The 14,067-nt window shown below is 69.2% G+C and carries 11 protein-coding genes; 7 read left to right on the top strand and 4 right to left on the bottom strand.

All coding sequences use genetic code 11. The features are described from left to right. Positions 1-100: 100 nt before the first annotated feature. The 5 genes from MMB92_RS22535 to MMB92_RS22515 all read left to right on the top strand — a co-directional run bounded on the left by MMB92_RS22535 (position 101) and on the right by MMB92_RS22515 (position 6,783). Positions 101-562: a (2Fe-2S)-binding protein gene (locus MMB92_RS22535; protein ID WP_200062611.1), complete on the top strand. Its 462-nt coding sequence runs from the start codon at positions 101-103 to the stop codon at positions 560-562. Further along, positions 559-2,883 carry a xanthine dehydrogenase family protein molybdopterin-binding subunit gene (locus tag MMB92_RS22530; RefSeq protein WP_196445975.1) on the top strand — a complete coding sequence of 775 codons (2,325 nt, stop codon included), beginning with the start codon at positions 559-561 and terminating at the stop codon, positions 2,881-2,883. The genes MMB92_RS22535 and MMB92_RS22530 overlap by 4 nt, the downstream gene beginning before the upstream one ends. Positions 2,884-2,956: 73 nt before the next feature. After that, positions 2,957-3,724, top strand: coding sequence for a class II aldolase/adducin family protein (locus MMB92_RS22525; protein ID WP_006490608.1), 768 nt, complete (start codon positions 2,957-2,959; stop codon positions 3,722-3,724). A gap of 109 nt (positions 3,725-3,833) precedes the next feature. Continuing rightward, the gene (locus MMB92_RS22520) at positions 3,834-5,663 is read left to right on the top strand and encodes an acyl-CoA dehydrogenase (RefSeq protein ID WP_196445976.1); all 1,830 of its coding nucleotides are present in this window, start codon (positions 3,834-3,836) and stop codon (positions 5,661-5,663) included. A gap of 139 nt (positions 5,664-5,802) precedes the next feature. Next, positions 5,803-6,783, top strand: coding sequence for an NADPH:quinone oxidoreductase family protein (locus MMB92_RS22515; RefSeq protein ID WP_006490601.1), 981 nt, complete (start codon positions 5,803-5,805; stop codon positions 6,781-6,783). 159 nt (positions 6,784-6,942) lie between these two features. On the opposite strand, the gene MMB92_RS22510 is transcribed toward MMB92_RS22515, so the two are convergent. After that, positions 6,943-7,494, bottom strand: a complete 552-nt coding sequence (locus MMB92_RS22510) for a PadR family transcriptional regulator (protein ID WP_181365717.1) — start codon at positions 7,492-7,494, stop codon at positions 6,943-6,945. Positions 7,495-7,644: 150 nt separating this feature from the next. On the opposite strand from MMB92_RS22510, the gene MMB92_RS22505 reads away from it, so the two are divergent. Continuing rightward, entirely contained in the window at positions 7,645-9,669 is a 2,025-nt protein-coding gene (locus tag MMB92_RS22505; RefSeq protein WP_196445977.1) for an NADPH-dependent 2,4-dienoyl-CoA reductase, read from the top strand. 47 nt (positions 9,670-9,716) lie between these two features. Next, complete coding sequence (locus tag MMB92_RS22500; protein WP_034200739.1) at positions 9,717-10,157, top strand: nuclear transport factor 2 family protein; 441 nt, start codon at positions 9,717-9,719, stop codon at positions 10,155-10,157. Between the two features lie 45 nt (positions 10,158-10,202). Here MMB92_RS22500 and MMB92_RS22495 read toward each other — a convergent pair whose 3' ends face one another. The 3 genes from MMB92_RS22495 to MMB92_RS22485 are packed head-to-tail and all read right to left on the bottom strand — an operon-like array spanning position 10,203 to position 14,061. Next, positions 10,203-11,270, bottom strand: a complete 1,068-nt coding sequence (locus MMB92_RS22495; RefSeq protein WP_034200738.1) for an alpha/beta fold hydrolase — start codon at positions 11,268-11,270, stop codon at positions 10,203-10,205. 13 nt (positions 11,271-11,283) lie between these two features. Next, on the bottom strand, positions 11,284-12,957 hold the full coding sequence (locus MMB92_RS22490; protein ID WP_277562933.1) for a bifunctional 3-(3-hydroxy-phenyl)propionate/3-hydroxycinnamic acid hydroxylase: 1,674 nt from the start codon (positions 12,955-12,957) through the stop codon (positions 11,284-11,286). Positions 12,958-12,993: 36 nt separating this feature from the next. Further along, positions 12,994-14,061: a maleylacetate reductase gene (locus tag MMB92_RS22485; RefSeq protein WP_062884613.1), complete on the bottom strand. Its 1,068-nt coding sequence runs from the start codon at positions 14,059-14,061 to the stop codon at positions 12,994-12,996. Positions 14,062-14,067: the final 6 nt, after the last annotated feature.

The raw sequence follows: 14,067 nt of genomic DNA, 5'->3' as shown, positions 1-14,067 counted from the left end.
AAACGGCGCCACGCCTGCCTGGTCGTTCGGAATGTGCGCCGCGCCGTTCGAATCCCCACTCGATGCCTGCCCGGCGGGCATCGCAACCAGGAGGTGAACGATGATCACGCTGACCGTCAACGGTAGCGAGCAGCACTTCGACGGCAATCCCGACATGCCGTTGCTCTGGTATCTGCGCGATGTGCTCGGCCACACCGGCACCAAGTTCGGCTGCGGGATGGCGCTGTGCGGTGCGTGCACCGTGCATCTCGACGGCGTGGCGATCCGCGCGTGCATCACGCCCGTCGCGGCGGCGTCGGGCAAGCGCGTGACGACGATCGAGGGGCTGTCGGCGGATCTCACGCATCCGCTGCAGCAGGCGTGGCAGGAACTGAACGTCGCGCAATGCGGTTACTGCCAGTCCGGGCAGATCATGCAGGCCGCGTCGCTGCTGAAGACCAATCCCCATCCGACCGACGCCGACATCGACGATGCGATGTCCGGCAACATCTGCCGCTGCGGCACCTATACGCGCATTCGTGCCGCGATCCGGCTGGCCGTGCGCCGCGGAGGTGCCGCATGAGCGCGCCCGAACTCTCCGTCCACAACGAAAGCCGCCGCGCGCTGCTGTTCGGCTTCGCGTCCGGCGGGCTGCTGCTCGCGTTCGGCGTGCCGTCGCTCGCTCGGGCGGCCGCGCCGGTGCAGCCGCCCATCAGCGCGAATCCGCAGTATGGCGGTGCCGGGATGCCGCACGGCTTGCGCGACGATCCGAACCTGTTCGTTGCGATCGCACCGGACGGCACCGTCACGGTGACCTGCATCCGCTCCGAGATGGGGCAGGGCGTGCGCACGAGCGTGGCGCTCGTGGTGGCCGACGAACTGGGCGCGGACTGGGCGCGCGTGAAGGTCGCGCAAGCGGTCGGCGACGAGCCGCGCTACGGCAACCAGAACACCGACGGGTCGCGCAGCCTGCGCCAGAGCTTCGCCGCGCTGCGCCGTGCCGGGGCGGCCGCGCGCACGATGCTCGCGCAGGCAGCCGCCGGCGAATGGGGCGTCGACGTGCGCCAGGTGAAGGTGACGGTGCACGAGGTCGTCGACTCGAAGAGCGGGCGCAAGCTCGGCTTCGGCGAACTGGCCGCGAAGGCGGCCGCGCTGCCGGTGCCCGATACGAAAAGCGTGCCGTTGAAGGCGCCGGCCGAATTCCGCTATATCGGCAAGGGCAAGACGGCGCTGATCGACGGACGCGACATCGTCGGCGGCCGGGCGCAGTACGGAATCGATACGCGGCTCGACGGCATGCTGTATGCGGTCGTCGCGCGGCCGCCGGCCTACGGCGATACGGTGGCGTCGTTCGACGCGTCGGCCGCCGGGAAGCTGCCGGGCGTCGTCAAGGTCGTGCAACTGGCGGCGACGCCGCTGCCATCCGGCTTCCAGCCGCTCGGCGGCGTGGCCGTCATCGCGCGCGATACGTGGACGGCCATCCAGGCGCGCGCGCAGTTGAAGATCGACTGGAAGCACGGACCCAACGCGGGCTACGACTCGACCGAATATCGCAAGACGCTCGAAGCGGCTGCCGCGCAGCCGGGCGACGTGATCCGCAACGACGGCGACGTGGCGGCCGCACTCGCCGGCGCCGCGAAACGCGTACGCGCGACCTACTACGTCCCGCATCTCGCGCACGCGACGATGGAGCCGCCCGCGGCCGTCGCGCGCGTGGCCGACGGCCGCTGCGAGGTATGGACCTGCACGCAGGCGCCGCAGACCACGCGCGACGAGCTCGCGAAGGCGCTCGGCTTGCCGGCGGAGCGCGTGACGGTCAACGTGACGCTGCTGGGCGGCGGCTTCGGCCGCAAGTCGAAGCCCGACTACGTGGTGGAAGCCGCGCTGCTGTCGAAGGCGGTCGGCGCGCCCGTGAAGCTGACCTTCACGCGCGAGGACGACATCGCGCACGACTACTTCCACGCGGTGTCGCTCGAAGCGTTCGACGGCGGGATCGATGCATCGGGGAAGGTGGTCGCGTGGCAGCATCGCACGGTCGCGCCGTCGATCCAGTCGACGTTCCGGGCCGGCGTCGTGCACGAGCAGCCGGGCGAGCTCGCGCAAGGCATCGCGGATCTGCCGTTCGCGATTCCGAACGTGCGGCTCGAGAATCCGGCCGCGGAAGCGCACACGAGGATCGGCTGGTTCCGCTCGGTGTACAACATCCCGCATGCGTTCGGCATCCAGAGTTTCGTGTCGGAGCTTGCGCACGCGGCCGGCCGCGATCCGAAGGATTTCCTGCTCGAGCTGATCGGGCCCGCTCGGCGTTTCGAGCCGCACATCACGGTGAAGAACGTGAACTACGGCGAGGATCCCGCGCTGTATCCGGTCGATACGGGGCGGCTGCGACGCGTGGTCGAGACGGTCGCGCGCGAAGCCGGCTGGGGCCGCACGCTGCCGAACGGGCATGGGCTCGGGATCGCCGCGCATCGCAGCTTCGTGTCGTACACGGCCGCGGTGTGCGAGGTGCAGGTCGACGCGGACGGCAAGATCTCGGTGCCGCGCGTCGACATCGCGATCGACTGCGGGCCGCAGGTCAATCCGGAACGGGTGCGCTCGCAGCTCGAGGGCGCGGTGGTGATGGGGCTCGGCATTGCGCTGCACGGCGAGATCACGTTCAAGGACGGCCACCCGGAGCAGAGCAACTTCAACGGCTTCCAGGTGTTGAGAATGAACGAGGCGCCGCGTGAAATCCGCGTGCATCTGGTGGCGCCCGACGACTTCGCGACGCCGCTCGGCGGGGTCGGTGAACCGGGCCTGCCGCCCGTCGCGCCGGCGCTGACCAACGCGATCTTCGCGGCGACCGGCACGCGAATCCGCAGCCTGCCGGTGGCCGATCAGCTCGCGAAACCGCAGGCTGGTTGACGCAACCTCTGTCCCGCGCCGGGCCGCATCGTGCGGCCCGGTTTGCATCGACCCCTTGAACAAGGAGTGTGACGTGGCCTCATCCGATGTCAGTGTGAAGCAGACGGTTTCCCCCGCCGAATGGGAGGCGCGCGTCAACCTGGCGGCCGCGTATCGCCTCACCGCGCTGTTCGGCTGGGACGATCTCGTGTTCACCCATATTTCCGCGCGCGTGCCCGGCCCGGAGCACCACTTCCTGATCAACCCGTACGGGATGATGTTCGACGAGATCACGGCGTCGTCGCTGGTCAAGGTGGATCTCGACGGCCGCAAGGTGTCCGAATCGCCGTACGAGATCAACCCGGCCGGCTTCACGATCCACAGCGCGGTGCATGCGGCCCGCGACGATGCCCAATGCGTGATGCATACGCATTCGATCAACGGTGTGGCCGTCTCGGCGCAGGAAGCGGGCTTGCTGCCGCTGTCACAGCAGTCGCTCGGCGTGCTCGCGTCGCTCGGCTATCACGACTACGAGGGCATCGCGCTCGACGAGGGCGAGAAGGCGCGCCTCGTGCGCGACCTCGGCAGCAATACGAACCTGATGCTGCGCAATCACGGGCTGCTGACCGTCGGTGCGACGCCGGCCGATGCGTTCGTCGCGATGTACTTCTTCGAAGCGGCCTGCATGATCCAGGTCCGCGCGCAGGCGGGCGGCTCGGCGCTGCTGCCAATCGCGCAGCCGATTCTCGACGGCATCAAACAGCAGATCGCCGCGGTCACGCGCGGGATGGGCGCCGGGGCGCTCGTCTGGCCCGGGCTGCTGCGCCGGCTCGATCGGCGCGATCCCGGCTACGCGGACTAGCGTGTTCGTCGTTGTCGTTTGCGAACGACCGTGCTAAATTCCTGCCAGCACTTGGAGCCACGCAACCCTTCATTCGGCTGACACGGCCGGCACCCCGGGAGGCAGCACGATGAGCCTGTTGATGTCGCGACGCGATCTCGCGTTCCTGCTGTACGACTGGCTCGACGCCGAAGCGCTCGTCGCGCTGCCGCGTTACGCGGAGCATAGTCGCGAGACCTTCGACGCGGTGCTCGACACCAGCGAGCGGATCGCCGAAGACCTGTTCGCGCCGCATGCGGCGCGCGGCGATCGCGACGAGCCGCGGTTCGACGGCGAACGCGTGACGCTGATCCCGGAAGTCGAACCGGCCGTGCGCGCGTTCGCGGACGCCGGGCTGATCGCCGCGGGGCATGACGAAGCGCTCGGCGGCATGCGCTTGCCGAAGCTGGTCGAAGCCGCGTCGTTCCTGTTCTTCCAGGCCGCGAACATCGCGACGGCCGCGTATCCGTTCCTGACCGTCGCCAATGCGAACCTGCTCGTCGCGCACGGCAGCGCCGCGCAGATCGACGCGTTCGCGCGCCCCGAGCTGGAAGGGCGTTTCCTCGGCACGATGTGCCTGTCCGAGCCGCAAGCCGGCTCGTCGCTGTCCGACATCGCGACGCGCGCCGATTTCGAATGCGATTCGCCGCTCGGCCCGCGCTACCGGCTGACCGGCAACAAGATGTGGATATCCGGCGGCGAGCACGAGCTGGCGGAGAACATCGTCCACCTCGTGCTCGCGAAGATTCCCGACGAACATGGTCGGTTGCAACCCGGCACGCGCGGCATCTCGCTGTTCATCGTGCCGAAGTTCCTGACGGGCGCCGATGGCGATGCGAACGGCGAGCACAACGACGTCGTGCTCGCCGGGCTGAACCACAAGATGGGCTATCGCGGCACGACCAACTGCCTGCTGAATTTCGGCGAAGGGACGCGTTACCGTCCGGCAGGGCGTGCGGGCGCGATCGGTTATCTGGTCGGCCAGCCGAATCATGGGCTGGCCTACATGTTCCACATGATGAACGAGGCGCGCATCGGCGTCGGCGCGGGTGCGGTGGCGCTCGGCTACACCGGTTATCTGCACGCGCTCGACTATGCGCGCAACCGTCCGCAAGGGCGCCCGCTCGGGCCGGCCGGCAAGGATGCGGCCGCGCCGCAGGCGCCGATCGTCGATCATCCGGACGTGCGGCGCATGCTGCTCGCGCAGAAGGCTTACGTCGAAGGCGGGCTCGCGTTGATCCTGTACTGCGCGAAACTTGTCGACGAAGCGCGCGCGCACGACGATGCGGCGGTGCGCGCCGATGCCGCGCGCCTGCTCGACATCCTGACGCCGATCGCGAAAAGCTGGCCGTCGCAGTGGTGCGTTGCCGCGAACGATCTCGCGATCCAGGTGCACGGCGGTTACGGCTATACGCGCGACTACGCGGTCGAACGGCTCTATCGCGACAACCGCCTGAATCCGATTCACGAAGGCACGCACGGCATCCAGGCGCTCGATCTGCTGGGCCGCAAGGTGAGCCAGGACGACGGCGCGTCGCTGCGCGCGCTCGATGCACGGATCGGCGCGACCGTCGAGCGTGCGCGAGCGCTGGATGCCGGCATGCGCGAGCAGGCCGAGGCATTGGCCCGGCGCTGGGCGCGGCTGGGCGACGTGACACGCCAGTTGAGCGCGATCGGCGATCCGCAGACGCGGCTCGCGAACGCGAGCGTGTATCTCGAAGCGTTCGGCCATCTCGTCGTCGCCTGGCTGTGGCTCGACGTGACGCTCGCCGCGCACGGGCACGACGGCGATTTCCACGACGGCAAGCGCGCGGCGGCCCGCTACTTCTTCCGCTGGGAACTGCCGAAGGTGGATGCACAGCTCGACCTGCTGTCGAGCGTCGACACGACCACGCTCGACATGCGCGACGCGTGGTTCTGAACGTGGCTTCAACGACATTCCGGAATATCGACGAGCGCGCGGATGCCGACGGCCATCGCGCGCGCGTCGTGAACCGGCCGCGCGGGGGCGCCCGCGGACCATACCGATGCCCGGCCACGCCGGGCAAGGAGAGAAGCGCATGAAAGCCCTGTTGTGTACCGCATTCGGCCCGATCGACCGCTTGCGTATCGAAGATGTCGCGATTCCCGAACCGGCGGCCGGGCAGGTCCGGATCCAGGTGAAGGCGGCATCGCTCAATTTCCCCGACGCGCTGATCGTCCAGGGGCTGTATCAGGTGAAACCGGCGCTGCCGTTCTCGCCGGGCGCCGAGTTTGCCGGCGTGATCGACGCGGTCGGCGATGGCGTCACCGCGTGGCGGCCCGGCGATTCGGTGATGGCGTTCACCGGGCACGGCGGGTTCGCGGAATACTGCGTGGCCGACGCGCACCAGCTCGCCGCGCTGCCGCCGGGGATGACGTTCGAGCAGGGCGCGGCGCTCGTGCTCGCGTACGGCACGTCGCTGCACGCGTTGCAGCAGCGTGCGCGCCTGCAGGCGGGCGAGACGCTGCTCGTGCTGGGCGCGGCGGGCGGCGTCGGGATCGCCGCGATCGAGATCGCGAAAGCGCTCGGTGCGCGCGTGATCGCGGCGGCGTCGAGCGCGGACAAGCTCGCGCTGTGCCGTGAAGCCGGCGCCGACGAGACGATCGACTATGCGACCGAAGACCTGCGCCGCCGCGTCGACGAGCTGACCGGCGGGCGCGGCGCCGACGTCGTCTACGATCCGGTGGGCGGCGCCAGCAGCGAAGCGGCGCTGCGTGCGACCGCATGGCGCGGCCGGTTCCTCGTGGTCGGCTTCGCGGCCGGCGAGATCCCGAAGATCGCGCTGAACCTCGCGCTGCTGAAGGAGCGCGACATTCTCGGCGTGTTCTGGGGCGATGCGGTGCGGCGCGACCCGGCGCAGCATGCCGCGAACATGCGGCTGCTCGCCGAATGGTTCGCGGCCGGCAAGGTGCGGCCCGCGATCACCGAGCGCGTGTCGCTGGCCGGCGCGGCCGACGCGATCGCGCGGATGGCGAACCGGCAGGTGAAGGGCAAGGTCGTGATTTTTCCGGACGCGTGATCCGGTTTCGCCGCGCGGCGACGCCATGCAGGCCGCGCGGCCGCTTCTTCATGACGGCGAAGGGCGGCGCGACCCGCTGCCACCACGCCGGACTATGCAGGCGAGCACGCGGTGCCGCGCGGCGCTGAAACGAACGCCGCCCGTCCTGCGTCAGCGGCTTCAGTCCTTCGGCAGGCGCAGCGTCTCGAGCGCATGCTGCGAAAACTCGACCCAGAACCGCTCGTTCGCGATGCCGGCCTGCAGCACCAGATGCTGCAGCCGCTTCGTGCGTGAATCGCCGGCCGCCGGATCGCCGGCCGTCGCAAAGTCGCGCGCCTCGATCTGCAGATACAGATCCAGCTTTTCCTGATGAAGCGCGATGCGCCGCCGGATCTCGTGCTCGAGGCCGGCCGGCCCGAGCACGGCTTCCGCGCGCAGACGCACCATCAGCGCCTCGCGCAGCGGCGTCGGATCTTCCGGTTCGGCGATCCAGCGGCGCAATTCCTTCTTGCCGGCCGGCAGGATCCGGTACGCGCGCTTGCGGCCGCGACCGGACTCGGCGGGCAGCGATTCGATCCAGCCCATTTCCTCGAGACGCCCGAGTTCGCGATAGATCTGCTGGTGCGTCGCCTGCCAGAAGTAGCCGATCGAGCGATCGAAACGGTCGGCGAGCTCGGACCCCGAACCGGGGCGTTCGGCGAGGGCGGTGAGAAGCGCGTGCGGCAGGGACATGTCGGATCGAGGCAGCGGCGGAATGAACCGCATCTTGCCATATCGGGGCCGCAGCACAAATGGTGAACGCATGTTTATGCAACATGTTGCATAAACAAAGGTGGCGGGCTACCATCAATGCAACTTGTTGCATAAACATGGAGACACCCGATGGCTTCCCGTTATCCGCATTTGACGACTCCGCTCGAACTCGGCTTCACGTCACTCAGGAACCGCGTGTTGATGGGGTCGATGCACGTCGGCCTGGAGGAAGCGCCGAACGGCTTCGAGCGGATGGCCGCGTTCTATGCGGAGCGCGCGCGCGGCGAGGCTGGCCTGATCGTCACGGGCGGCTTCGCGCCGAACGAGCGCGGCCGTCCGGCGCCCGGCGGCGCGATGCTGACGACCGAAGCGGACGCCGAACGGCATCGCGTCGTGACGCGCGCGGTGCAGGCGGAGGGCGGCCGCATCGCGTTGCAGATCCTGCATTTCGGGCGTTATGCGTATCACCCGGCGCTCGCGGCGCCGAGCGCGCTGAAGGCGCCGATCAACCCGTTCACGCCGCATGCGTTGACGAGCGACGAGGTCGACGAGACGATCGCCGATTTCGTGCGATGCGCGGCGCTCGCGCAGCATGCGGGCTACGACGGGGTCGAGATCATGGGCTCCGAGGGCTACCTGATCAATGAATTCATCGCCGCGCGCACGAACCATCGCGACGATGCGTGGGGCGGCGCGTACGACAACCGCATCCGCTTCGCGGTCGAGATCGTGCGGCGCGTGCGCGAGCGTGTGGGAGCGAACTTCATCGTCATCTATCGGCTGTCGATGCTCGATCTCGTTGAAGGCGGCTCCACGCTCGACGAGGTGATCCGGCTCGCGCGGGCGATCGAGGCGGCCGGCGCGACGATCCTCAATACCGGCATCGGCTGGCACGAGGCGCGCATCCCGACCATCGCGACCAAGGTGCCGCGCGCCGCGTATGCGTGGGTGACGCGGCAACTGATGGGCAAGATCGGCATTCCGCTCGTCGCGACCAACCGGATCAATACCCCGGAAGTCGCCGAGCAACTGCTCGCCGACGGCTATTGCGACATGGTGTCGATGGCGCGGCCGTTCCTCGCCGATGCCGAATTCGTCCGCAAGGCGCGGGAAGGGCGCGCGGACGAAATCAACACGTGCATCGGCTGCAACCAGGCGTGCCTCGACCATACGTTCAGCGGCAGGATCACGTCGTGTCTCGTGAATCCACGTGCGTGTCATGAAACCGAGCTCGTGATCGCGCCCGCGCCGCGCCGCAAGCGGATCGCGGTGGTCGGCGCCGGGCCGGCGGGCCTTGGCTTCGCGGTCACGGTGGCCGAGCGCGGTCACGCGGTCACGCTGTACGAAGCGGGCGCCGAGATCGGCGGTCAGTTCAATCTCGCGAGGAAGGTGCCCGGCAAGGAGGAGTTCAACGAGACGCTGCGCTATTTCCGCCGGCAGATCGAACTGCGCGGCATCGCGCTGCACGTCGATACGCGTGCGACGGCCGAGATGCTGTTGCAGGGTGAATTCGACGAAGTGGTGATCGCGACCGGCATCGTGCCGCGCACGCCGCCGATCGACGGTGTCGGTCATCCGAAGGCGCTCGGCTATCTCGACGTGCTGCGCGACGACAAGGCCGTCGGCAACTCCGTCGCGATCGTCGGCGCGGGCGGTATCGGCTTCGACGTCGCGGAATATCTCGTTCATCGCGATCGCGGCGAGCATGGCGACGCGGACCGGTTCTTCAGCGAATGGGGCGTCGATCGATCGTATGCGAATGCCGGCGGGCTGGGCGCCGCGCGGCCCGAACCGGCCGCGCGGGAAGTGCACCTGCTGCAGCGCAAGGCGTCGAAAGTCGGCGACGGGCTCGGCAAGACCACCGGCTGGATTCACCGCACGGCGCTGAAGGCGCGCGGCGTGGGGATGTCGTCGTCGGTCACGTACCGGCGCATCGACGATGACGGCTTTCACGTGACGATCGACGGCGTCGAACGGACGCTGCCGGTGGACAACGTGGTGATCTGCGCGGGGCAGGAGCCGTCGCGCGAGCTGGCGGAACAGCTGCAGGCAGCCGGATGCCGCGTGCATCTGATCGGCGGCGCATACGAGGCCGCCGAACTCGATGCGAAGCGCGCGATTCACCAGGGCACGACGCTGGCCGCGACCCTTTGATACCGATTCGTTTCTTCCCCCGTCCAACAACGTTACTGGAGATTGCGATGACGCACCCGCCGCTGAATGTTCATCCCGCCGTCGCGAAATCGCTCGACGCGTGGCACGCGATGGTCGAGCGCAAGGATTTCGGCGCGCTGGAATCGATCGTCCATCTGGACGCCGTGTTCCGTTCGCCGATGGCGTTCAAGCCGTACGGGCCGGCGCCCGCGTTGCTGATGGCGCTGCGCACGGTGATCACGATCCTCGACAACTTCACGTATCACCGCCAGTTCGTGACCGACGACGGCAAGAGCGTCGTGCTGGAGTTCGGTGCGACCGTCGGCGACAAGGCGCTGAAGGGGATCGACATGATCCGCTTCGACGACGACGGCCGGATCGTCGAATTCGAGGTCATGGTCCGGCCGTTCAATGCGCTGCAGGCGCTCGGCGCGGAAATGGGCGCGCGGCTCGGGCAGCAGTTGCCGGCATTCAAGACCGGCGGTTGAGCGGTGCGGCGGCTGCCGTGCAGCCCGGTCCGCCGCCGCATGTCGTCACGCCCGCGCGAGCCGCTCGACGAACCAGTCGCACGCGAACGCGGTGCGCTCGGATGCGTGGTTGTAGATCGTATGCTCGCCGTCCGGCCAGACCCTGAGCGTCGCGTCGCCGGACGTCGCCGCATCGAGAAACGGCTGCTGATCGTCGAGCCGGATCAGCGGGTCCGCGCCGCCATGCAGCACCAGCAGTGGGCATGCGATGCGGTCGCGTTCGGACGAAAAGCGCATGCGCGCGAAGTTCGCCGACACCGCCTCGGGATCGTCGTTGCCGAGCATCGCCGCCGCCTGTTCGACGAACGTGCGGAACGGCAGCAGCGTGGGTGCCGCGAGCGCGCCGTTTACGCAACAGGCCGCGATCCGTGCGTCGGATGCGGCGGTCGACGCCGCCCACAACCCGCCGATGCTGTTGCCCCAGATACCGATCGGCCCGGGCACGCGCGCGGCGACGTGATCGACGAAGCGTCGGTACGCGGCGCGCGTGTCGACGTCGACGAAGATCCGCTGTTCGAGCCGCGTCTCGCCCTGGCCGGGCCCTTCGGCAAGCAGCGTCGCGACGCCGCGCGCGGCGAGCGCGCGGGCGATCGGCCAGTACGCGAAGCCCCAGCCGCTCTGGCCGCCGAACACGATCACGGTGCCGCGGATGGGCTCCGTCGTCGGACGAACCAGCCAGCCGATCAGGCGCGCATCGCCGAACGGCACTTCGACGCGTTCGATCCGTTTGTCGGACCAGCGCGCGAGGCCGTACGACGCGTCGACGAGCCGCGCATACAGCGCGCGCTTGCGCGGCACGTCGTGATTGAACGCCATCTGCGCGAACAGCAGATCGGCGATGGCCATTGCCTGCGCGTCGGCGGCCGTGACGAGGTGGCCGGCGTCCGCCGCCTGGGTGGCGCGCGCGAGCTGCGCGTCCGCCAGCGCTTCGGCCGCGACGTCCCATGGTTCGCCGGCCGACGTGCGTGCGTGCAGCGCCACGGCGTCCGCGTAGTCCATTCCGCAATCGAGCAGGCGCGTGACGGGCATCGCGCGTTGCAGCGACAGCGCGAACGGTGACAGTTCGGTCGTCATGCGTGCGTCTCCTTCACGAAACGTGGGCGGTTGGGGCCGACACCGCGGCCGGCGTGGTGGAACGGGGCGACCAGTGCAGCGTGTCGCGCAGGGCGTCGACGAGTGCGCCGAGGCCGCGCAGGTCGGCCACCGAACCGAACACGATGAAATCGGGCCGCTTGATGTACGCGGCGATGCCGTGCGCCTGCAGGAACGCGTGCTGTTCGCCGTCGACGTCGATCACCGCATCCGGCGCGCAGACGTCATCGGCCAGCACGGCAACGTGGCAACCGAGTTGCGCGAGGAACGCGCGCTGCGCGTCGTCGAGATGGCGGGCGGGGTGCTCGCGCGTGACGAGCTGAAAACCCTGGCCGACCACGTCGTCGAAGCGGCCTTCGGCCGCGCCGCGGCGGACGCGCCCTTGCGGCGCCGGCGCGCCGGTCGTCGGCAGCAGCGTACCGTCGGCTTCGGCGTGCACGATGCCGTGCTCGAGCTTCGGGAACGGCGGCATCGGCGGCATGGCACCGGAGCGGAACGCCGCGTCGCGCTCGGCGACCTTGCGCGGATCGTCCTCGTTGACGATCTGCCCGAGGAACAGCGACATCTGCGTGATCGCGCTCACGTGCGGGCGGCGCTCGGCTTCGTAGGTGTCGAGCAGATCGGCATGCGCGCGCCCGGTCAGCACGAGATCCAGCTTCCATGCGAGGTTGATGCCGTCGCGCATGCCGGAGCACGCGCCTTGTCCCATGTACGGCATCATCGTGTGCGCGGCGTCGCCGGCGAGCAGCACGCGGCCGGCGCGCCAGCGTTCGGCCATGCGCGTTTCGAACGTGTAGACGACGTGGCGCAGCAGCGTCAGGTCGTCCGGTCCGTAACCGTAGTGATCGTCGAGCCACTTCCAGCCGGCCGCTTCGGTTTCCCAGTCGGCCGTCGATTCGTTCGGCAGCACGCGCAGCTCGAAACGCGTGCGCTTCGTGCCGATCGGCATGTGCATGTACGCGCGGGCCGGGTCGCAGTAGATCGTCGTGCGCGCGCAGCCATCGCCGAGATCGCGCTTGTTCTCCGAGTCGAGATTGAGCCAGCGCTCGTTGTAGCCGAAATCGGACCGCTCGATGCCGAGCGTGCGGCGCACGAAGCTGTTCGTGCCGTCCGCGCCGATCAGGTAGCGTGCGCGGATCGTGCGCGGCTGGCCGGTCCATTGCGCGTCCTGGCCGCCGCGCCACGGATGCGCGGTGAGCGTCACGCCGTCGTCGTCCTGTTGCAGCGTGTCGACTTCCCAGCCGCGCAGGATCGTCACGTTGCGGAACGTGCTCGCGCGTGCATCGATCGCATCCTCGATATCGGGCTGGTAGATCGAGATGTGCGCGGGATAGCCGCACGCGCGGCCGGTCCAGTTCAGTTCGAGCAGCAGGTCGCCGTTCGCGTCGCGGTAGTGGTAGGTGTCGACCGCCTTCGCGTTGCGCAGCGCGTGATCGACGTCGGCGCTGGCCTGCACGATCCGCGCGGTTTCGCCGTCGATGTGCGTGAGGCGCGGCAGGCCGTACGGCGTCGGCCAGCGTTCGAGGACGATCACGCGATGGCCGGCGCGGCCGAGCATCGATGCGGCGACGAGGCCGGTCGGGCCGTAGCCGACGATCGCGACGTCACAGGGTTCGACGGTGCGCTCGCCGTGCGCGCTCGATTCGGTATGCATGCGGGTTGTCTCCATGACGGTTTCGTTTGTTGGTTTGTCGTGTGTTCGCGCTCAGCGTAGCGTCGAGCCGGGCAGGTTGCCGTCGAACGCATCCTGCAGCAGCGCGCGCAGGCCGTCGCGTTCGATCGGGCGCGGGTTCCAGTACGGATTCGCGGCCGCGAGGTCGGCGGCGCGGTCGAGGTCGGCTTCCCGCATGCCGATCGCCTTCAATGAGATCGGCGCGCCGTTGTCGCGTGCCAGCGCGTAGAGGCCGCGCGCGGCGTCGTCCGTGCCGATCGCGCGGGCGATCCGCTGCATCGCGTCCGGCGCGTGCGCCGCGTTGTATGCGAGCGCATGCGGCAGCACGACCGTGTGGGTCGGTGCGTGCGGCAGATCGAAGCTGCCGCCGAGCGTATGGCAGAGCTTGTGGTGCAGCGCCATGCCGACGTTGCCGAGCACCATCCCGCACAGCCACGCGCCGTAGAGCGCCTGGCCGCGCGCGTCGAGATCGGCCGGGTCGCGGCGCACGCCGGGCAGGCCGCGCGCCAGCGCGCGAATGCCTTCCTCGGCCACGAGGCTCATGACCGGATTCGCGTTGTTCGCGTAGAGCCCTTCCGCCGCATGCGCGATCGCGTTGAGGCCGCTCGTCACCGACAGTTCGACCGGCAGCGTGACCGTGAGCGCGGGATCGTAGATCACCGTCTTCGGCAGCACGCGCGCGTCGTTGCCCGTACGCTTCATGCCGCCTTCGGTGAGACCGTAGATCGGCGTCATTTCGCTGCCGGCGTAGGTCGTCGGGATCGCGAGGATCGGCAGGCCGCTTTCGAGCGCGATGGCCTTGCCGAGGCCGATCGTCGAGCCGCCGCCGATCGCGACCGCGCAATCGGCGTCGCGGGAGCGGGCGAACGCCTGCGCATCGCGGGCGATCTCCATCGGCACGTGCATCGTCGCGCGGTCGTACAGCCCGGCGGCGCGCGCACCGAGCCGCTCGACGATGTGCTCGGCGAGGTCGCGCTGCTCCGGCGTGCACAGCACGATCGCGCGCTGCGCGCCGAGTGCCGGCACTTCGCGTTCGAGATGCGCGAGGCTGCCCGCGCCGAAGATCACGCGGGCGGCGCGCGCCTGGTAGAGGAAGTCCATGTGCTC

Source organism: Burkholderia sp. IO2 (assembly GCF_029522185.1).
Classification (GTDB): Bacteria; Pseudomonadota; Gammaproteobacteria; order Burkholderiales; family Burkholderiaceae; genus Burkholderia; species Burkholderia cenocepacia.
Note: the sequence above shows the minus strand (reverse complement) of the source record. Positions and strands in the feature narration are given on the sequence as shown.

Bases quoted from the DNA above. Each gene is read 5' to 3' on its own strand.
- MMB92_RS22535 (WP_200062611.1), top strand. From the start codon at position 101: ATGATCACGCTGACCGTCAACGGTAGCGAGCAGCACTTCGACGGCAAT.
- MMB92_RS22530 (WP_196445975.1), top strand. From the start codon at position 559: ATGAGCGCGCCCGAACTCTCCGTCCACAACGAAAGCCGCCGCGCGCTG.
- MMB92_RS22520 (WP_196445976.1), top strand. From the start codon at position 3,834: ATGAGCCTGTTGATGTCGCGACGCGATCTCGCGTTCCTGCTGTACGAC.
- MMB92_RS22515 (WP_006490601.1), top strand. From the start codon at position 5,803: ATGAAAGCCCTGTTGTGTACCGCATTCGGCCCGATCGACCGCTTGCGT.
- MMB92_RS22510 (WP_181365717.1), bottom strand. From the start codon at position 7,494: ATGTCCCTGCCGCACGCGCTTCTCACCGCCCTCGCCGAACGCCCCGGT.
- MMB92_RS22505 (WP_196445977.1), top strand. From the start codon at position 7,645: ATGGCTTCCCGTTATCCGCATTTGACGACTCCGCTCGAACTCGGCTTC.
- MMB92_RS22500 (WP_034200739.1), top strand. From the start codon at position 9,717: ATGACGCACCCGCCGCTGAATGTTCATCCCGCCGTCGCGAAATCGCTC.
- MMB92_RS22495 (WP_034200738.1), bottom strand. From the start codon at position 11,270: ATGACGACCGAACTGTCACCGTTCGCGCTGTCGCTGCAACGCGCGATG.
- MMB92_RS22490 (WP_277562933.1), bottom strand. From the start codon at position 12,957: ATGGAGACAACCCGCATGCATACCGAATCGAGCGCGCACGGCGAGCGC.
- MMB92_RS22485 (WP_062884613.1), bottom strand. From the start codon at position 14,061: ATGGACTTCCTCTACCAGGCGCGCGCCGCCCGCGTGATCTTCGGCGCG.